18 protein-coding genes are annotated in these 19,394 nt (G+C 60.5%); 6 read left to right on the top strand and 12 right to left on the bottom strand.

Annotation, left to right across the window (positions count from 1 at the left end):
* Positions 1-133: 133 nt before the first annotated feature.
* Positions 134-1,903, bottom strand: coding sequence for a motility associated factor glycosyltransferase family protein (locus NY78_RS13790; protein WP_043637056.1), 1,770 nt, complete (start codon positions 1,901-1,903; stop codon positions 134-136).
* A gap of 124 nt (positions 1,904-2,027) precedes the next feature.
* Between NY78_RS13790 and NY78_RS13795 the strand changes: the two genes are divergently transcribed.
* Positions 2,028-4,328 (top strand): cysteine synthase, encoded by a 2,301-nt coding sequence (locus NY78_RS13795; RefSeq protein WP_043637058.1) that lies wholly within the window; start codon positions 2,028-2,030, stop codon positions 4,326-4,328.
* A gap of 23 nt (positions 4,329-4,351) precedes the next feature.
* Entirely contained in the window at positions 4,352-5,224 is an 873-nt protein-coding gene (locus NY78_RS13800; protein WP_047960189.1) for a methyltransferase domain-containing protein, read from the top strand.
* Between the two features lie 66 nt (positions 5,225-5,290).
* Here the strand turns inward: NY78_RS13800 and NY78_RS13805 are convergent, their stop codons facing one another.
* Complete coding sequence (locus NY78_RS13805; RefSeq protein ID WP_043637060.1) at positions 5,291-6,091, bottom strand: hypothetical protein; 801 nt, start codon at positions 6,089-6,091, stop codon at positions 5,291-5,293.
* A gap of 37 nt (positions 6,092-6,128) precedes the next feature.
* Here NY78_RS13805 and NY78_RS13810 point away from each other — a divergent pair, with 37 nt between their 5' ends.
* Positions 6,129-6,683 carry a hypothetical protein gene (locus tag NY78_RS13810; RefSeq protein ID WP_043637063.1) on the top strand — a complete coding sequence of 185 codons (555 nt, stop codon included), beginning with the start codon at positions 6,129-6,131 and terminating at the stop codon, positions 6,681-6,683.
* Positions 6,684-7,298: 615 nt separating this feature from the next.
* On the opposite strand, the gene NY78_RS25255 is transcribed toward NY78_RS13810, so the two are convergent.
* Together NY78_RS25255 and NY78_RS13815 are read right to left on the bottom strand one after the other, a co-directional pair.
* The gene (locus tag NY78_RS25255; protein WP_197084249.1) at positions 7,299-7,469 is read right to left on the bottom strand and encodes a hypothetical protein; all 171 of its coding nucleotides are present in this window, start codon (positions 7,467-7,469) and stop codon (positions 7,299-7,301) included.
* Between the two features lie 105 nt (positions 7,470-7,574).
* The gene (locus NY78_RS13815) at positions 7,575-8,009 is read right to left on the bottom strand and encodes a pilus assembly protein PilZ (protein ID WP_043637066.1); all 435 of its coding nucleotides are present in this window, start codon (positions 8,007-8,009) and stop codon (positions 7,575-7,577) included.
* Between the two features lie 160 nt (positions 8,010-8,169).
* Here NY78_RS13815 and NY78_RS13820 point away from each other — a divergent pair, with 160 nt between their 5' ends.
* On the top strand, positions 8,170-8,571 hold the full coding sequence (locus tag NY78_RS13820) for a hypothetical protein (protein WP_043637068.1): 402 nt from the start codon (positions 8,170-8,172) through the stop codon (positions 8,569-8,571).
* Between the two features lie 12 nt (positions 8,572-8,583).
* Here NY78_RS13820 and NY78_RS13825 read toward each other — a convergent pair whose 3' ends face one another.
* Complete coding sequence (locus NY78_RS13825) at positions 8,584-10,095, bottom strand: glycosyltransferase family protein (RefSeq protein ID WP_043637071.1); 1,512 nt, start codon at positions 10,093-10,095, stop codon at positions 8,584-8,586.
* 55 nt (positions 10,096-10,150) lie between these two features.
* On the opposite strand from NY78_RS13825, the gene NY78_RS13830 reads away from it, so the two are divergent.
* Together NY78_RS13830 and NY78_RS13835 are read left to right on the top strand one after the other, a co-directional pair.
* Positions 10,151-10,807, top strand: a complete 657-nt coding sequence (locus NY78_RS13830; RefSeq protein WP_043637074.1) for an RlmE family RNA methyltransferase — start codon at positions 10,151-10,153, stop codon at positions 10,805-10,807.
* 69 nt (positions 10,808-10,876) lie between these two features.
* Positions 10,877-11,611 carry a YebC/PmpR family DNA-binding transcriptional regulator gene (locus NY78_RS13835; protein WP_043637077.1) on the top strand — a complete coding sequence of 245 codons (735 nt, stop codon included), beginning with the start codon at positions 10,877-10,879 and terminating at the stop codon, positions 11,609-11,611.
* 217 nt (positions 11,612-11,828) lie between these two features.
* Here NY78_RS13835 and NY78_RS13840 read toward each other — a convergent pair whose 3' ends face one another.
* The 7 genes from NY78_RS13840 to NY78_RS13870 form a co-directional block, all read right to left on the bottom strand.
* Positions 11,829-12,986, bottom strand: coding sequence for an iron-containing alcohol dehydrogenase (locus NY78_RS13840; protein ID WP_043637080.1), 1,158 nt, complete (start codon positions 12,984-12,986; stop codon positions 11,829-11,831).
* Between the two features lie 185 nt (positions 12,987-13,171).
* Positions 13,172-13,381, bottom strand: coding sequence for a hypothetical protein (locus tag NY78_RS24730; RefSeq protein ID WP_156180941.1), 210 nt, complete (start codon positions 13,379-13,381; stop codon positions 13,172-13,174).
* 1,050 nt (positions 13,382-14,431) lie between these two features.
* Positions 14,432-15,178 (bottom strand): methyltransferase domain-containing protein, encoded by a 747-nt coding sequence (locus NY78_RS13850; RefSeq protein ID WP_391899686.1) that lies wholly within the window; start codon positions 15,176-15,178, stop codon positions 14,432-14,434.
* Between the two features lie 232 nt (positions 15,179-15,410).
* Positions 15,411-16,982 (bottom strand): multiheme c-type cytochrome, encoded by a 1,572-nt coding sequence (locus tag NY78_RS13855; RefSeq protein ID WP_043637089.1) that lies wholly within the window; start codon positions 16,980-16,982, stop codon positions 15,411-15,413.
* A 16-nt stretch (positions 16,983-16,998) separates the two neighbouring features.
* Positions 16,999-18,291 carry a chromate efflux transporter gene (gene chrA / locus NY78_RS13860; protein WP_053062214.1) on the bottom strand — a complete coding sequence of 431 codons (1,293 nt, stop codon included), beginning with the start codon at positions 18,289-18,291 and terminating at the stop codon, positions 16,999-17,001.
* Between the two features lie 50 nt (positions 18,292-18,341).
* On the bottom strand, positions 18,342-19,040 hold the full coding sequence (locus tag NY78_RS13865) for a hypothetical protein (protein ID WP_197084250.1): 699 nt from the start codon (positions 19,038-19,040) through the stop codon (positions 18,342-18,344).
* Positions 19,022-19,327, bottom strand: a complete 306-nt coding sequence (locus tag NY78_RS13870) for a thiosulfate sulfurtransferase GlpE (protein ID WP_043637095.1) — start codon at positions 19,325-19,327, stop codon at positions 19,022-19,024. Before NY78_RS13870 ends, NY78_RS13865 begins: the two co-directional genes overlap by 19 nt.
* Positions 19,328-19,394 lie beyond the last annotated feature (67 nt).

Raw genomic sequence — 19,394 nt, forward strand, 5'->3', positions numbered from 1 at the left:
ACGACGCAGCCTGTCGCGCCCGGCTAATCTCTTTAAAAACCTTTGCCTTTCCAGGTGGGATTCCAAAGGGCTCAGCCCTTTGGCCGCCGGAGGCACTCTTCCCTCGTTCTTCTCCAGCTTCCTCCCTCTCCCCCTACGCCGCCCAGGACCCGGACGGGGCCAGGCAGATGTCTATTTCCCGGGTTTTGGTCAAAATGCGCTGGCGGATGGCCTTGAACGCCGCCAATTCCTTGACGCCGTAGCGGGCCTTGGTATGGACCAGCCCGGCCAGATCCATGATCTCGTTGTACAGGTAGGGCATGTAGAGCGGATCGTGGCGGGTGAAGAACTGAATCTGGGACAACAGCTCGCGGATTTCGCCCTGGTGCTTGTCGGCCTTGCGCACGAGTTTTTCCAGTCGCCGCGAGGCGTTTTTGAGCGACGTGGCCCAGGCGTCGGTCTTGGGCGAAAATACCGGCCGGGTACGCGGCTGGGAGGCCCGGTTAAGCGCATCCAGGAACACCTCTTTGGCAATGCCCTGGCTGACCAGCAGTTCGCCGGATTCGAGGTCGTCCCGGCCGATGTTGACGGCCCCGTCAATGACGACGCCGCCGCCGTAGAGGTTGAAGAAACCGGCCCGGGAGTTGGTAATATCCTTTTCGATATCCCGCTTGGCGGCCAGGAAGCCGAGGTGGGTATAGATGGCCTCGCCGTGCAGATTGGTGAGCTTCACGTCTTCGTGCGGGTTGTAGGTATGGACCCACACGGCGTTGTGGTGACCGGCAACGTGGGTGGTGGAACCCTTCCAGGACAGGTCGCAGCCAGCCATGATGAAGCGTTCGGCTCCGGCCCAGGCGAGAAAGCGTTCCAGGGTGACGGAGACGTTGCCGCCGGCGTCGAGGACCAGTTCCTGGTCCTTGAGCACGTAGGTGCCGATGCCGCCCTGGGTCCACAGCGGTATTTTGGGGCCGGGATAGCGGGCCAGGACGCCCGGAGCCATCTTGGTGGAGTAAATAAAGGGGATATCGGCGACAAAATTCGGGTCGGCCAGATTGTCCAGGCTACTTAGCATGTTGTCGTTAAAGTCGATGGCCAGGCACAGATCGGGCTTGATGCCCAGGCGTTCCAGGGCCGGCAGGGTCTGCAGGGCGGCGGCGTAAAAGCCTTTGTCCCGGTGGCGGCGCAGCAGCGGGGCGAAGTCGGCCAGCGACGGTCCCGCGCCCAGGAGCACGGCCGTCAAACCTTTGGCCATGCCGGCCATTCGGGCCAGACTGCCTTCGTTCATGGCCCGGGCGTAGTTGCGAAGCTCGTTGCCGACCATGACTTCCTGCTTCTGGCGCAGCGTGGTCAGATCCACCGACAGGTTTTCGAGCTTGGCTTTAACCAGGGCGGTCAGCCGGGAATATTCCGGGCCCATCTGTTTGCAGGCCATGTCGTTTCGCAGGTAAATGCGTGAAAAAAGGAAGCTCACATCGAGATTTTGCAGGGCCGACTCGATGGCGGGAATCTCGGGGGGCACAAAGCGCAGCTTGCCATGGGCCAAAAACGGCCGATAATCGGTTTGTCCCAGGCAGGCCAGCAGCATTTCCGGCCGGGGTTCCATGACCAGAACCTTGTGGGAGTCGGGGGTGCCGGTCAGCACATGGTTGAGACCATAGCCAAGGGCCGTGCCGATAATGATGGTGGCTGCGCCTTCGAGCTTTTCCGTGGGCCGCCAGTCCCTATAAAAGAACGGCGGCGGCAGCTTGCCAAAAAGGCTTTGCCCGTCGTCCATGCGCCAGTCGATGACGCCGCCCGGGTTGCGGAAAAGCCGTTCGTGGACGATGGCCGGATCAGGATTGCAGCCGGCCAGCCAGCGGCCCGTCGGGTCGCCGGACTCGGCCAGGAAGGCGAGATTGTCGGCAAGGTACTTGTTGATCTCCATGGTCCCATCCTTGGTTTGCTGCCTGGCCTCAAGCAAATTTCCTGCCACTCTTGCCGGTTGACGATTTTTTGCCTACCACGTTTCCTGTCCGGCCATGACCGGATTTTATCCTGCGAGGCATGCCATGATTCATGATTCCGTGCTGTCCCTGGTCGGCAAGACCCCGCTTGTGCGCATGGGCCGGGTGTGTCCCAACCCGGCCGTGACCCTGTGCGCCAAAATCGAGATGCGAAACCCCGGCGGCTCCATCAAGGACCGCGTGGCCCTGGCCATGATCGAGGCGGCTGAACGCGCCGGCGAATTGACGCCCGGACGCACGGTCATCGAGGCCACCTCCGGCAATACCGGCATCGGGCTAGCCATGGTCTGCGCCGTCAAGGGCTACAAGTTAAAGCTCCTCATGCCGGCCTCGGCCTCGGAGGAACGAAAGCGCATCATGCGGGCGTATGGCGCGGAAATCGTGCTCACCCCGGGCAACCTCGGCACCGACGGGGCCATTGAGGAGGCCTATAGGCTGGCCCGGGAGGAACCCGAGCGCTACGTGCTCATGGACCAGTTCAACAATCCGGCCAGCATCGAGGCCCACTACGCGGCCACGGCCGTGGAGATTTTCGAGGCGTCCGAGGGCCGGGTCACCCATGTGGTCGCGGCCCTTGGCACGTCGGGTACGGCCATGGGGCTGGTCAAGAAATTGAAAGAACTCAATGCGGCCATTGAAGTCATCGCCGTGGAGCCCCGGCCCGGCCACAAGATCCAGGGCCTTAAAAACATGCAGGAGTCCTATCCGCCGGGCATTTTTGACAAGCATGCCCTGGACGCCATTGTGCCGGTTGAGGACGACGAGGCCTTTGCCATGGCCAGGCGTCTGGCCCGGGAGGAAGGGCTTTTGATTGGCATGAGCGGCGGAGCGGCCATGGCTGCGGCCACGCGGCTGGCTTCGGGACTGGCTTCGGGGCTGGTGGTGGTCATTCTGGCCGACAGCGGCGAGCGTTATCTGTCCACGACGCTTTTTGCCGCGCCCGAGAAAAAAGGCGTGGCTCTCGGCAGCGTCGGTCCGGCCGCGCCGGTCTATCTCGACCCGGCTTCAGCGTCGCCCGGTCTTTTCACCTTTGGCCCGCCCCTGTCCGATCCCGGCGATCTGGATGCCTGGCGGCGGGTGGTCGTTCTCGACGTCCTGGCCCGGGCCTTGACCCGGGGCGGGGGCCGGCCGACCCTGGCCGTGGGGCTGGCCGATCTCGACGACCGCTGCCTGGAAGCCTCCCGGGCGGCCGGGCTTAAGTGCCGGGAGTTTGCCGCCGCGGCCCGGGAGCGCGTGGCCGGTTATGCCGGGCTTTTGGGCGTGGCCGGGGCCGCCTTTCCCCTGGCCGGCGACGCCCTGGACGAGGCCCTGGCCATGACCCGCAAGCTCATGGACAAGGGGCTGGCCTATGAGAAACTGCGCAGCGTCTATTTCGACGTGGCCCGGGACAAGGCCTACGGCCGGCTCCTTGGCCTGGACATGACCAAGCTGGCCCTGGGCAAGACCGTGGACCTCGATTCGTACGCCAAGGACCATCCCCGGGATTTCACCCTGCTTAAGCGCGTCAGTCTCAAAGACCTCAAGGCCGGCGATATCCTGGTGACCCCCTGGGGCAACGTGCGCCCGAGTTGGTTTTTGCAGATGGCGGCGGCAGCGGCCAAGACCCTGCCGGCCGTGACCGTAGTCGTGGCCGACGAGGATAAGACCTTTCCCCACCTGGAAAACCTGCGGGCCATCTGGGCCGGCGGGGCCGGGCTTTCGCCGGCCGCCTGGCTGGCCGGGGGCCGGGTGTCGGGCCGGGACGGCATCGAGGGTGTGCCGCGTCTGGACGACCTGCTGGCTCTTGGCGTCCATCCCCTGGCCATCCGGGCCTGGCTGTTGTCCACGAGCTACCACAAACCGCTCTCCGCCACCCCCGATGCCCTGGCCATGTGGGAGCGAAATCGCAGCCGCATCCAGGAGTTGGCCGCCAACCTGACCCTGGCGGCAACCGGAGACGGCGCGCCAGGGCAGATTGCCGCCGGTGAAGCCGAGCGCCTGGAAGCGTCCCTGGAGGCGTCCTTGGCCGACGATCTGGCCGTCTACCATTGCTGGCCGGCGCTTTTTGCCTTCTGTCGGTTTGCCAATGCCGCCCTGGCCGCCGACACGCTGGCTCCGGGCGACGCCTCGCGGCTTTTGGCCGCCCTGGCCCAGGCCGACAGCGCCCTGGGATTGCTCGACGCCGCCCGTCTGCCTGTTGCGCGTCCGCTGTGGCCGATCGAGGCGACCCGACTGTGCGCGGAGCGGGCAGCGGCCCGGGAAGCCAGGGATTTCGCCCGGGCCGACGCCCTGCGGCTGGCCATCGAATCTCTTGGCTACCGGGTTGAAGACGCGGCCGACGGGGCGCGGCTTTTCCCGGTGGGGTGAGCGGCTCACAACGGGAAGGAAGCATGGCGGAATATCTGGCCACGGGCTTTGCCGGGCTTGACCGGACAGTCGATCCCGACGTCTACGTGCGGTGTCTGCGCTACCTGGGCGACGCCCCGGGAATGCGGGCCATCAAAGACGCAAGCATAACCCGGCTGGGACTTTCCCCGGGTGTTGCGGCCCTGGAGGTCGGATGCGGCCTGGGCGTCGAGGCGGCGGCCATGGCGGCAGCCACCGGGAATGCCGGGTTGGCGGTCGGACTGGACGCCAGCCAGACCATGCTTCGCCGGGCTGCGGCAGATATGGGCGCAAGAGCCGGCAACCGGCCCGTGCTGACCGCCGGGGACGGCGCACGCCTGCCCTTTGCCGACGAGGTGTTTGCCGCCTGCCGCATCGAGCGCACCTTGCAGCATGTGGCCGATCCCGGCGCGGTGCTGGGCGAGATGGCCCGGGTGGCGCGTCCCGGCGGCGTGGTTTTGGCGGTCGAGCCGGACTGGGGAACTTTTGTGGTGGACAGCCGGCATGTCGCTGTGACCCGGCGGCTGGCCCGGTTTTGGTGCGACAGCTTCCGTTGCGGCTGGATCGGCCGACGCTTGGCCCGGCTCATGGCCGCAGTCGGGCTGGTCGGAATTGAAATTGTCCCCCACTCGCTGGTGTTGCGCCGCCTTGACGCTGCCGAGGCCGTCTACAGTCTGTGCGAGACAGCCGACCGGGCCGCCGCCTCCGGCCTCGTGACCCGGGCCGCTGCCGCCTCGTTTCAGACGGAACAACGCCGTCTGGATGCCTCAGGCGTCTTTTTTTCGAGCCTGACCTTTTTTATGGCCGTGGGCAGAAAGCCGGCGGCCGGGGAGTGCGGGAGAGACGAGGAAGAAGGCCTCCGGCGGCCGGGGGCCTGAGGCCCCCGGACCCCCCAAAGGGGTTAAGGGGGACGGTGTTACTCCGGTGAATGTCCGGCAGAACCGTCAGCGGGGCAGGGGGGCGGCGACGAGGAGGATCCATTTTTCGCCGAAACGTTTTTCGGCAAACTCCTTTTCAAAGGCGGTCATGCCGGCCGGGGACGTCAGCTCCAGGCGATGGCTGCCCTTGCCCGGGGTGGCGTGGGCAAAATAGGCCCGGCCCGAAGCATCGGCATACAGCAGGCCGACGTGATAATAATAGAGCCGGCCGGAGATTTCTTTGCTGAGCGTGGCAAAGGCGATTTCACCGGGCCGCAACTGGCCAAGAACCGAGGTCCAGGCCGCGGCGTCATGCAGGGGAAAACCGCGAAATTTGGCCGCGTCCAGGACTTCCGGGGCTGGCGGGGCCGTCTGGCCGGGCGGCAGCAGCACGCGCCGGGGCAGGCCGTCGGTGACGTTTAGGATCAGGTCGTAGCCAAAATCCCAGTCCTCGCCGGCCGGGGCTCCTTTGCCGGAATCGCCCTTGCGGTCGCGGCGCATGGCGTCAAGGGGCAGGGGCCGGCCGAGGATGGCCCGGGAGGCCGTCACGACAAAGCCGCTGCAATTGAAGCCGCGGTCTGGGAAGGTTAGGGATTGATTGGCAAAGAGGGTATGGCGGCCGGAGGGGTCGTCCACGCCGTCGTCGCGGTAGGCAACGCCCAGGAGCGGCGTGATGGCCGCCGCAGGGTCGCCGGCCAGGGCCGGGGCGGCTGCGGCCAGGGCGGCGCACAGGCCCAGTGCGCAGACGACAAATTGACCGCAAGAGAAAAGCGGCGTAACATCCAGATGATAGCCGGGCCGCAAGGACTGGGGCCGTTTCCCGGACAAGGCCGGAACACCACGGAATCTGCTCAGGAGGCGGAGGATGAAGTTTACCATTGAGATCAAGGGTTTCGGTCAGCGAATTTTTTATTCCTACATTGAGAAGGAAGTGGTGCGGGAGGCCAGGGAAGCCAACCGGGAACGCTACATCGAATACATTTATCATGGCGCGGACAACAACGTCCACTCCTCAGGCGAGGATCTGCTGGAAAGCAATCGGCCGGTTGTCTACATCATTGTCAATGAGAGAGAAAAACTTCGGGTCAGCCTAAGCAAGATCAATTGCGAGGTCAAGAGCCATCCGGCCAAGAAGATTTTTCAGCCCTACGTCAAAAACAACCTGCTCTATTGTTTTGGTTTCAATGAAGAGTATATTCATACCTACTCCTTCAGCGATGTCGAGGAAATAGACATCGATAAGATCACCGCCCGCATCACCGAGACGGAGATCCCGAAAACCATCGAGAACAACGTCTGGATGCAAAAGATTATCCATATCGAGAGTATGCTGTATGACGGCAAAGAAATCAAACGCGAGGAATTTCTGTCCCACCCCGTGGGCAACATCCTCGGTCCGGTCATTATCGATCTCGAATAGTCTGTCCGTTGCCACGGATATTGAAAAGCCCGGTGTGCTGCCGGGCTTTTTTTGTGGCGTCGGGAGGCCGGACGCGAATTGGCCGTCAATAAGGCTATCCCGGAGCAGAGCGCACACAGTGGCAGTCGGGGCAGGGGCGCAAACGAGCGGGCAACAGGAAGCAGATGGTGAAACCGGGTGGAAGCGGGGGCGACAAAAGATGGGAAAAAACGGCTTGCTGTTCCCGCAGGCGGGGCAGCGGTGGACCGGACGCAGAGGACGTCGGGACACGGCGGCGGGAGCACTCAAAACGAGGGTTGTAAAAAGACAGCGGCTTTTCCAGCGCCATCCGGCCAACGCACCTGAAACCGGGAGCGCCCCACGCCTGGGCCAACGCCCCCCACCCGGACCGGTTTCCAAAGGGGCCTCCCCCTTTGGCCGCTGGAGCAACGGTGAGTCCCGTCAAGGGCAAACACCACATGGTACGGTCCCGGTTTTTTTTCCCTCTTTTCCTACGTCACGTCCACCCATCGACTTGGCAGCGTACCCGGTCAAATTAAACAAACTTCCGGTGGGTTTCCAAAGGGGTCTACCCCTTTGACCGCCGGAGCATTCTTCCTGTCTTTCCTGTCTCTTCTACGACTTACAATCGTCGTCCTGGCCGCTTTCAGCCAAAGCCCGGGCCAGCAGCCGGTCGGCCAGTTCTTTGATGGTGTGCCGGGCCGGATCAAGGCCGATGGACAGAGCCAGCTCCAAAATCTTGTCCCCGGTTTTTGCCGCGTGCCGAATCTTTTCGTAGTCCATCATACGCCGCGCCGCGCCTTGGCTTGAGGGATGGCCCGGAGGATTCCGAACCCTTGGCGACTCTACCCGCTTGCCGGATTGGAGGCAACGCCCGGGCGGGCGGCCGCCTCAATTCTTGAGGATGTGCATGATGTCGTTTGACGACAAGGTCAGCGGTTGCTTAAACAGCAGTCCGAACTCCGCGCCGTCCATCCAGCGTATGAGGCTTGGAAGATACTGGGCCAATTCGCCAAAGGGCTGGAGTTTGGGATTAAACAGCACGGTCTGGTCGCAGTGGATCGTGATGGGCATCTCGTCGTCCAGACGCAGTTTTGCGCCGCTGCGGCTGATATCGACAATGAACACATCGGCGCAGGTGCGTTCGGTCTGCAGCCGGCCGCGATGGAGCAGGGCCGAATCGCCTACGCAGATGCGTTTGGCCGAGCGCCGGTCGCCGCAGTCACGACACAGCCAGTAGGATTGGGCTGAACACACCTGGGGAACATATTCCTGCCACGTGGTTTTGCCGCAATGCGGGCATTGCCGATATTCGATAAGTGCCATGGGGGCCTTGGATACGTCGGGCCAAGCGGAAGTTTCTATGGTTCCGAAGTGGGTAGCATGCTGCGGATTGCGGGACAAGGCTCTTGCCGGGCGGCTTGACGGCAGAGCCCAAGGGTTTATCCTAGGATAAGGTCGGCGGCTGGCCGGCAAAGGAGCGCGTATGGCTGGACTTTTGACCCGGTTGATCGACATGGCCGGCAGGCGCGACGACCTCGTGGTCACCGAGGTCGATGACATTGATAGCTGGGGTTTTTTACTGTTTCGAGACGGCCGCTACCATATTTTCATCAACCGTTCGATCCGTGACTTTCGAAAGACCATGGTGCTGGTCGACGAGCTTGGGCACTATGCCCTGCGTCGCCGCATTTCCAGGCGTGAACGATTGCCGGGCGGGGCCGAGACGCTTATTGAGCGCATCCGCACGGACAAGGCCTGTGACGCCTGGGCGGCCCGGTTCAGCCGCAGGCTCTTATATCTGGTGCGCCGGGGCTTGCACGGGGGAACGTCGCGTCGGCCCAGGCAGGGACGCTATGATCCGTCCTGGCGTCTGCCGGCCAAATAGCGAACGGGAATTTCAGTCTACGGACAGGCTTGCGAGCAGGGCGGCGAGGCGGTCTTCGTAGCGATGCCCGGCGGTGATGTGTTCCTGCCAGGCAGCGGTTAAATCCTTTCGCCGGTTCGGGTTGGCCAGGAGATCGGCGGCCAATCGGCCGGCTGCGGGCGGCGAAGCATAGCGTATGGGGGCAGTGAGTTTGGCCGGAAACAGGGTGAGCCCCGGCGTGGCGTCGGTTATAAGGCACCCCCCGGCCGCCCAGACGTCGAAATGGCGTTGGGTGAGTCCCCGGGGCAGCAGCAGGCTCGTGACGTTGACCGACACCCCGGCTCCGGCATACAGGCCCGGGAGCGCCCCGTAATAATCGACCGGCGGCCGCACATCGGTTCCCGGCGGCAGCAGTTCCCGCCAGCCTGGGTCGCCGTAGACAGTAAGCGGAGCGTCTTCCCCAACAGCAGTCAGGACGGCCGCGCGCTGGGCAAGCCCCGCTGTTTCGGCCCCGCAGCCGGCCTGCCGGGCGGATTTTCCCGGCCACAGCGCCCCAAGGCCGAGGTGGTCGGCCCACCAGAAAAAGTCCGGCCGTTTCCCGGCTTCCGCCATATCCCGGGCCTGCCCGGCCAGAGCCTCGGGAATCCGGCAGTCGGCAAAAAAGGCGTCGCGGCCGGCAAAAGCGCTTCGCCCGACAAAGACCGCCCGGTCGGACAGTCCCGGAGTCGGGGAGGCCCCGGAAAAATGGTCCGAGGCGGCCAGGGGCAGGTGGATGGCGTTGCCGGCTCCCAGGGCCCAAAGCGGCGCAAGAAAACTGTCGTCGGTGACGCACAGGGTCGCCCACTGCCAGAAACGGCTGCGAAACCGCCCCAGCACGTGAAACGGGTTGTCCACAAACCAGAGGACAAGCGGCACCCCGGCCGCCCGAAGCAGTTCGGCCACCAGTCCGTCGTCGTCAAGGCCCGTCCCGTTGACGCAAAGGGCCAGGGCAGGTTTTTCCCGGCCAAGGACCGCAGCCACGGCCTGGGCGCTGTCAGTGGCCGGGATGGCGGCCACGGGGCGGCCCAGTCTGGCCAGAGACCGGGCCAGCTGCGGTTCGAGCATCCCGGCCGGGTCGCGAAAAAGCAGGACGGTCGGGCTTTGCGGCGCAGACTCCGGGCGCGGCAGCAGGGCCAGTTGGACCCGGGCCCAGAGCGGTCCCCAAAATGACGGGAAAAGCCGGGTGTTTTGCCGATAGAGATAAAAGCGGGCTGCGCCGGCCCGCAGCGGGGCCAGTTCGGCCGGGTCCAGGCGCGGCCAGGCGTCCGGGATGGCTTTTGTCCAGGTCGTTCCCATGGCGGCGGCAAAGGCCGGGCATTCGACATAGGCGGCGGGCCGCCCGTCGGCCAGGGCCACGGCCTCGGCCGGATCGGGGCCAAGGCCAAGAAAAATCAATCTGTCACCGTCCCCAAAAGCGGCATAGGCCCCGGGACCGCCGGCCAGCGTGCGCTTTTCACCTGTTTCATCAATGACGCTTAAGCGCGCTGGACGGTTTAAACTGGCCATGGCTGCGTCTTTTCCTTGAAAGCTTGTTCGGTAAACGGTATCGGGGTTGCCCGTCATGAAAACGTATCGCGATCATTATTTCAACAAGGCCAAGCAGGAGAACTATCCGGCGCGTTCGGTCTATAAGCTCAAGGAGATCGAAAAACAATCGCGCCTGCTCGTTTCCGGCGCGTCTGTGCTTGATCTCGGGGCCTGCCCCGGTTCCTGGAGCCTCTACGCCTCAGAGCGCGTTGGTCCGGCCGGCCGGGTCCTGGCCATCGACCTCAAGCCCGCCGGCACGGCTTTTTCCGGCAACGTCACCTATCTGACCGGCGACATGCTCGAACCCGGCCCGGACATCCTGGAGGCCTTTGCCAAATTCGGCCCCTTTGACGTGGTGTTAAGCGACATGGCCCCCAACACCATCGGGCATAAGTTCACGGACCAGGCCCGGTCGTATGAGCTGTGCGAGGCGGCCCTGTCCGTGGCCGTGGCCCGGCTCAAGCCCGGCGGTTCCTTTGTGGTCAAGATCTTTCAGGGGCCGGATTTTCAGGTCTATCAGAAAGGCCTGCGCCTCTATTTTTCCAAGGTGCGCGTGGCCAAACCCAAAAGCTCCCGGCCCGAGAGCAAGGAAATTTTTTTCGTGGCCACCGGTTTTCATGCGCCGGTGGGCCAGCCAGACGATCCCGCCCCCTCGCCCTTGCCGCCGGGCGAGGCTGGTCAAGCGGATTGACCCAGACCCCTCCAGGATAGAAAGACGCATCCCTCCGGGCGCGACCCCGGTATATTTCAAGGAGAAACCATGGCCGGACATAGTAAATGGCACAACATTCAGGCCCGCAAGTCGGTCCAGGACGCCAAGAAGAGCAAGTTTTTCACCAAGGTCACCAAGGAACTCATGCTGGCCGCCCGGTCCGGCGGGGCTGATACGGCGCTCAACGTGCGTCTTAAATCCGCCATTGCCGCTGCCAAGGCCGTCAACCTGCCCAAGGACAAGATCGAGCAGGCCATCAAGAAGGGCACCGGCGAGCTGGCCGGCGAAAACCTGGAAGAGGTGCTCTACGAGGGATACGGGCCGGGTGGCGTCGCCATCCTGGTCGAGGCGGCCACAGATAACCGCAACCGCACCGTGGCCGAAGTGCGCCACATGCTCTCCAAGGGCGGCGGGGCCATGGGCGAATCCGGCTGCGTGTCCTGGATGTTTTCCCAAAAGGGCGTGTTTTCCTTCCCCAAATCCTTCACCGAGGACCAGCTCATGGAAATCGGTCTGGAGCACGGCGTCGAAGAAATCATGGACGAGGGCGAGGTCTGGGAAGTGCACTGCGCCCCGGCCGATTTCGAGCCGCTGCGGGTCGCCTTCGAGGCCGCCGGCATGGTGTCTGACGATGCCGAGATCGCCATGGTGCCGGCCAATGTCGTGACCCTTGATATGGAAAACGGCCAGAAGCTTCTGCGCCTGATCGATATGCTCGAAGACAACGAAGACGTGCAGAAAGTCCACAGCAACGGCGACCTGCCCGACGAGATGTTGGGCTAGGGCTGGAGTCGGAGAGAGAAGAAAGAGCGCCCGGCGGCCGGGGGGATACTCCCCCCGGCCGCCTTGATGGGAAACGTTTTTTGAGGGGCTCTCGGCGCTCCCATCCAAGGGTAAAGGGGGACGCCAAACGGCGGCATGGCTTACGGCCTTGCCGCCGTTTGGCGTCCCCCTTTACCTTTGTCAGGGAGGGGGCCGCTGGGGCCTTCTTTCCTCCTCCTCACTCCAGGGCGGCGGCGACGATGCCGGCCAGTTCCTCGTGGGTGAGGACTATGGGATTGCCTTGCATACTGCTGGCCCGTGAGGCTTTTTCGACCAGGAGCGGGATGTCGCTGGCCGTCACGCCCAGTCGGGAAAGCGGGGGAGCGCCCAGCCGGCGGCAGGTGGCATGCAGCCAGGCCAGACCATCCTCAGGGGATGCGTGAGGCGCGCCGGTTACGATGGCGGCAGCGGCGGCATAGGCGCAAAGGGCCGGGGAGGCGGGGGCGCGGCTGCGCAACGCCCGGATATTGGCCGCCGTGACGAACGGCAGCAGACTGGCGCAGACCTGTCCGTGCGGAGCATTGAAAAGCCCCCCCAGCGGCGCGGCGAATCCGTGCACGGCGCCGAGCTTGGCATTGGCCAGGGCCATGCCGCCAAGGAGGCTGGCCAGGGCCATGTCCTCGCGGGCCTCAAGGTTGGTTCCGTCGTCGTAGGCGGCAAGGAGCGCCCGGGAGGCCCGGCCCAGGCCCTCCCGACACAGGGCGTCGGTCATGGGATTGGCCTTGTTGGACACGAATGCCTCCAGGAGCTGGGTCAGGGCGTCGAGTCCCGTGGCCGCAGTCACGGCGGGCGGCATGGAAACGGTGAGCAGAGGATCGATAAGGGCCACGTCGGGCAGCATCATGGGGGAGCGCAGGCTGACTTTCACCCGTTCCCCGGGGACGGTTAAAACGGCGTTGGCTGTGGCTTCGGCCCCGGTGCCGGCCGTGGTCGGCACGGCCAGGAGAGGCAGCGGGCGCTGGCTTAAGGGCCGACCCGCGCCGACCACTTCGAGATAGGCGAAAATATCCTCGGTATTGGTCGCCAGGGCGGCCACGGCCTTGGCTGTATCCAGCGCACCGCCGCCGCCGAGGCCGAGAACAACGTCGCAGCCGTTCTCCCGGGCCAGACGGGCGCCGGCCATGGCTGTCTCGACGCGGGGTTCCCCGGCCACAGGGAAGACCGTCACCGTGCAGCCGGCCTGGCGCAAGGCGTCGAGCACCCCCCCGTGTCGGGTCGGATTGGCTCCGGTGACAACAAGCGGGGTACGGCCGTGGGCGGCCACGAGTTGGGGCAACTGCCGGGCTGTGTCCCGGCCGAAGATGACCTTGCCTGGGGTGGTGAAGGTAAAGTTCATGGCGGCAGTATGGCCTGCCGGCCGGCGGGACACAAGGGGTGCAGGTGACGCAAACGGTCGACATATGGCCAGATATGAGTTGAAGGTGCAGCACACGGGCCTGGGAGCGCATCACTAGTCAGTAGACTGGCTGGCCATGCCCCAGGCCGGTTACAGTGAGCACTGCTGGCTGGACCCAAGGCCGGTTAGATCGCTTTGTCTGCTCGCAGCAAGAGTTCCAGCCAGCGAAAGAGCGCTTGCCCAAGTTTATCGAGCAGCACGGCTAGTGAAAAAAACAGGGCCAAAAGAATAACGAGGGGCAGCCTGACGCAGGAGATGAAGATGGTATTGAGCACGATGCAGCGGGGCGGCAGGAGATATTTGTACACGCCCGGGTACAGACTGGCGAGGCTCATATCTGGGAGCCCTCCGTGCCAGAGAAGTGAATAGAGGGCGTAGCCAGCGCAGAGCGCTGTCCCGATTCCGAACGCACCCAGTATGCAGACCCTCACAGCCAAGAGTATCGTCCCCAGGACGGCGCCGATAATACGGACCATGCGCCGCAGCATACGCTGCTACGCCTCCGCTGACCAGGGGCGTGATGGAACGTGCGGGTATCGATATCGACGGCGGCCTTCCAGCGGGGGCCGGCCGTCGCGCAGCGGCTGCGATCTCCCACCGTCTTTTGAGGGAAACTGCGGCTGGGCCGGCACGAGCCACCGCACCCAGGCAGATCCGGCCGGGGTGAGGTGGTTCGGGTTGATTGGACAGGTTAGCGGCGGAGTTAAGCTACAGTCTAGTTGATGCCAATGCCGCCTTTGAGGCCGAGTGGCCATCCCGGTATCCTTGACCCCCGGGTGAATTCAAGGCTGGTGAACTGCGATCCCTGCTTACCACCTTCTCCCCCAACCCGCAGTCGTCTGTGCATTGCGTAGCGCCTCGCCGAGACCTCATCGCACGGCTCATTTCGCTCGCTCGATTCAGCCCAGCCCACAGCTTTCAAAATTTCAAATTCACCTTAGATTCGACTCAACATGCTGAAATCGCACAAAATGTGTCACATATCGGCGTTCAAATCCGTTCAAAACATTTCAACACACTTAAATAACATAAGAATGTCCTGGCAGTGTCAAAACTCATAAAAAAATGGGGAAAGGGGGGATTGCGGATAAATCGGGTCCGCCAACAGAGCCAACAGGCAGGGGCATCTGAATAACGAAAAAGGGGCCAGGACCATCGGTCCTAGCCCCTTGAAATACTGGAGCCAGCATGGAGACTCGAACTCCAGACCTGCTGATTACGAAGACACAAAAGTTGGCTCATTACATTGATTTCATTGGCCTATTTGGGCTATTCACATGATCATTTGTTGGCGGCCAGCCAACAAGATAATGCCGCGCGCAATGAAGCCTTTGGCTATTATTTTGGTTAATATTTGGCTGTGACGTGCATTACAAGTCAACTCACTACGCTTTACTTGCTACAAAATGCATCCCTATCGTCACGGGAGAACTTGAAAAACCTGTTGTCCCAAGAGGCTTGACTGCACTGAACCCTGAGTCTCGTAGCATGTCCAGAAACGCCGTTTCCGGTATTGCGCCGCCCTGTCAAGTGAACCAAGATGACACCATATCTCGTCTATCTGCTCCGAACGGCATATTCAGAACTTGATCAGCAACTTGAAAACTTCCACCCTTCTTCAATACACGAAAGACCTCACGCAAAGCACGTTCTTTATCGACGACAAGGTTGAAAACGCCGCTTGAGATAACCACATCGAAAGAGTCGCTTCTCAAAGGAAGCTTTTCAGCCGAGCCGTTAAGAAAGACCGCATTGTTTATTGCACTTTGCTTTTTGTTTACCTGCGCTCGGGCTGCCATGGCGGGGGAAAATTCCACTCCCACCGCCTTTCCCTGCTCGCCGACCAGAAGAGAGGCAAAAAGCGTGTCCACCCCAGCGCCGCACCCTACATCCAAGACTTTTTGCCCTGGTTGGATACGACGCAGCGACAAGGGGTTGCCGACGCCAACGAAGAACTCTCGCACCGTCAGGGGCAACAGCGCCACGAGTGCAGGGTCATAGCCTTGCGCTGTGAGGCCTTTCATTCCAGTGGGATAACGAAATTGACCAGTCGGCGACTTTGCCACCTTTTCATACTTATCGAGGATAGTCGTCCGAATTTGTTCGATTTCCGTAATCCCGAGAGTTTGCATACCGACACCTGCGATAGATTATTCCGATAGATAGCCAATCTTTTGATAGGGCATGTCTATCGTTTGTGGAGGAATTAATCAACGAGATAAATCAACAAGGAGTTTTCATCTTCTCGACTGTTTGCTCTAAACAGCTTGAAGGAGCTATAACAAGATAGGGATCAGCCCAATTCATCGAGCCGATCCCTATCCCATAGTTTGCGCCCTATTTCCTAAAATGCATCAACACATATCACTTCTTGGGTTGCAAAAGGTTCATGGCTTTTTGAGGATTATGCGCACCAAGAGAACCATCCATAAGCACAAAGGTAAGACCGTCATTTACGGCAGAAGATGCGATAGCATTGTTTCTCGATGCTATATCCTGCGTCTTACGGACTTTATCCAAGACAAGCTGTCTTCCTTCTATCAACCTAGAACCCTTTGCCGCACGATCAGCGTCTTTATGACACTTGTCGCAGCTGGAGCGCATCTTGAAAACTTCGGCTTCTTCTGGCGTCACCACCCGCATAGTATGGGCTGTGACATCCCATGGTTCTTTCGGTGTCTTTTGAGTCGCTCCAGCACGATTCGCCATTTTTGACATATGACAGTCAACGCAAACGACACCTTTCTGAGCATGCACGCTTCCCTCAAACATGGCCTTTTGAGCTGTATGACAACCAATGCATTGCTGCTCACGAGGCAGCTTTAAGCTTGATTTCTGGTGCATTGTCGCGTGATCCAAGTGGCAAGTGGAGCATGTTACTCCAGCCGCCATGTGTCCTGATCGCATCGTATCGTGATACTGCTGACGGTTCTTCTTAGCATCCTCGTTCGGCCAGAAATTACCGGGCTTGGTGGAGTAGGTCCAAAACTCCACTCGGTCTTGCAGATCGGTTTGTCCTACCCGGAATCCCAGCGGGAAGGCAAAATCCTTGTCCTGCTTGCTGGTCACGCGGCTGTGGCACTGCCCACAGAGCTGTTCCTGCTGCCACGTGCCGAGCTTGGCGGGGTTTAAGATGCCTCCCTGCCCTTGTGCTGCCACGTGCTTCGAACCCGGGCCGTGGCAAGCTTCACAGCCTATGCCGCCTTCCTGCCGGGAGAAGCTGTACTTGCCTTGGTCGTCCTTCTTCGCGCTGAAAGCCGTGGTGTGGCAACCGTTGCACTGGTAGTCAACGGTCTGCTTGGCGGGCATCTCCTCAGGTTTTTTGGGCCGGCCATCAAGGGTTCCATCGGCAGTCCACCAGAATGGCGCGAATGCGGCCTTTCGCCACTGCTTATCGTTTTCGACCCAGCGAACGGGGCTGGGAAATATCTTGTCGCCCACCTTAACGTAATACTGCTGTTCCCAAAGGGAGCCCAGGACTTCGACAACTTCATAGGATTGCGTGTTTTCAGGTGAATCAACGTCAAGCAACGTTACAAAGTACTTTCCATCTTTCGTCTCGACTTTCACTTTCGGGTTGATCTTTACTTTGTTCTTGTCGGCATCCTCGACCTCAACCCCATCATAGGGGATTTCAATGCCAGAGAAATCAGCTTTCACAATGCCCGGACTGACGGGGCGGAGCATATTGGCATGACCTGAGGCTGACCATTCTTTATACTCTTTGGCGTGGCAGTCCTGGCAGGCCTGTGAACCTGTAAACGTCGCACCTTCGACGGCCGCCACCGAAACCGATGGTTGGGCCAGATTCATGGGCAATGATGCCCTGGCAATGGCTTGGGGTTGTTTCTTTTCCATCGCCATAAGGGTCGTTCCCCCGCCTAATCCCAGTGATGTCAGGATAGCCGTGATGGCTATCAACCGTTTTCTATGCATCCTCATTCTCCTCGGGTTAGCCAATAAGTTGCCAAATGAGGCCAGCCGCACCGCTTAGGCCAACCAGCGCATGCATGGACAATTTCCAGCGCACCAACGCAAATAACGCTGCGCACGCCACCAATACCGCGAAAAAGTCTATTCCTGAGGCCGGGAAAAAGGTGCTCAACGCGAAGAAAACGCCGAGCTTGAGAACGACACCGACAACTGCCCCTGAGATGCCTGTCAACGCAGCATTCAGCTTCGGGTTTGAAGTAATGGCTTCGATGTAGGGGGCACCGGCAAAAATGAACATGAAGCTCGGCAGGAAGGTCGTGAATGTCGTCAGCAGTCCACCCAATATTCCAGCAATGATTGGAGTAAGATTTCCAGGCTGATTCCAGGCTGTTATGAATCCGACAAACTGCGTCACCATGATCAGTGGCCCAGGAGTCGTTTCAGCAAGGCCAAGTCCCAGCAACATGTCCTTTTCAGTCAGCCAATTGAGCCTGACCGCGTGCTCGACTATATAGGCAAGGACTGCGTAAGCGCCGCCAAAGGTGACGAATGGAGCTTTGCTGAAAAACAGGGAAATCTGTGACAGAATATCAGGAAGTCCTCTCCAAACGATGACCGGCAGAACCACAGCGCTCCAAATGAGAATGAACAGGCCGACAATCCTGAACACGTGGGTGATGTGCGGCAACCCAACAAACGTTGTCGGCTCATCCAAGACACATTCTTTGGAACCACCCATTGTATGACAGAATATGTCGGGTCGAAAACGCCCAAGGATTACCCCGGCAATACCCGCCAGCAGGACGATCAGCGGGAACGACACACCACCAAACTGACCCAGGAGAAACGATCCGCCAGCAAAGGCGTAAAGCGCCGGATGCTTGAGCGATTTCTTCGAAAGCCGAATGAGCGCTTCGATGACGATTGCCACCACTGCCGCTGCTATTCCATGAAAAATGCCTGAAACTGCGGGAATGTGACCCTTGGCCACGGCCAGCCACGAGAGAAAAAGCATGAGCACAACGGAAGGGAGGAGAAAGCACAGTCCGGCGATGGCTCCACCGGCATAGCCATTAAGACGCCAGCCGATGTACACGGCAAGCTGGTGGGCCTCTGGCCCTGGCAGCAACATGCAGAAGTTGAGCGCGCGCAGGAAGGTTTTCTCGTCAATCCACCCCCGGCTATCGACGAGGTTCTTGTGCATCATGGCGATCTGGCCGGCCGGACCGCCGAAATTGATGAACCCGAGCTTGAACCAGTAATGAAATGCTTCTTTGAGCGAAACGCCTGATGCCTTCCATTTTTCATCCATGGTCATAATTCCTTTGCGCCAAAGATCGTGCGTGGTCAGTGTGGTGATGCCTACTGGGCACTGGCTGTTGCGTGGAAATCTTTGAAGAGTGTCACGCTGTCATCTTTAGACCATAATCCGATGCCGCCAGACACTGTGCTGTCTAGTATATGCTCCAGCAGCAAAGCTCCATCCAAATACCCCTTCACTGACGTCCCCGTGATAACGACCTTCAGTTCATGCCATTTTTCAGCCTGAGCAGGAGCATTGCCGACTTCCTTGATTGGCACTCGCCGCCCAGCTTTGTAGCTGTATAAATTGATATTGTTTTCCAAGGCATTTGCTCGCAGGACGATGTAGTCACCGTTTTGCTTGCGATCAAAAAAAATTCCACCCGCTTGATCCGACTGACCAGACAGGGGCTTGAACCGGACAAGGATTTCCCCCTCATGGAAGTCTTTGATCCCCGAATACTCGGCTATGGGAAAATGCTCTTGAGCCGAAACCGCGTGCTGACTTCCGTCAACTCTCAGGACATATGTTCCATCCGCATTTTCAACTTTCCATACCCCGACAATGGGCGTGAAGAGATCCTCAGCTTGGGTCGGTTCAGGGATGAGCGCCATTCCGATCACACAGAATAAGGCGAGGAGATATTTGACCCACAACATCGAGGAATTCATGGGTATTCTCCGGTTTCTGAAAGAAACAACCGGCCGACCGTGCAGGTCTCCTTTGCACTGGGAATTGTTCATTTGCTGGCCTTCCATGCGGCATAACCTCCTTCGAGGTAAGGGACTTTCACGCCTTTGTTCGCAAAATGCTGCTGTACGGACTGGCTGATGGCTCCACCACGCGCACAATAGATGACAATTTTCTTGTCTGTGGGAATCGTTGCGTCCCAGGTTTCGACCTGTGCAGGATCAAGCTTGACAGCGCCTGGGATAAGCTCTGGGGCAGCGTCAAAATCGACCTGTTTTCGCAAATCCAGCAGGATGATATTTTCGCCTGATTGGATTTCGGCTCTCAGTTCCATCGGGGTAATGGTCTTATTCATGATAACCTCTATGATCTCGATGGTTGAATGTGTAGCGCAAGGGAGATTGCACGATTACGAATTCGGA

The organism is Desulfovibrio sp. TomC, assembly GCF_000801335.2.
GTDB lineage: Bacteria > Desulfobacterota > Desulfovibrionia > Desulfovibrionales > Desulfovibrionaceae > Solidesulfovibrio.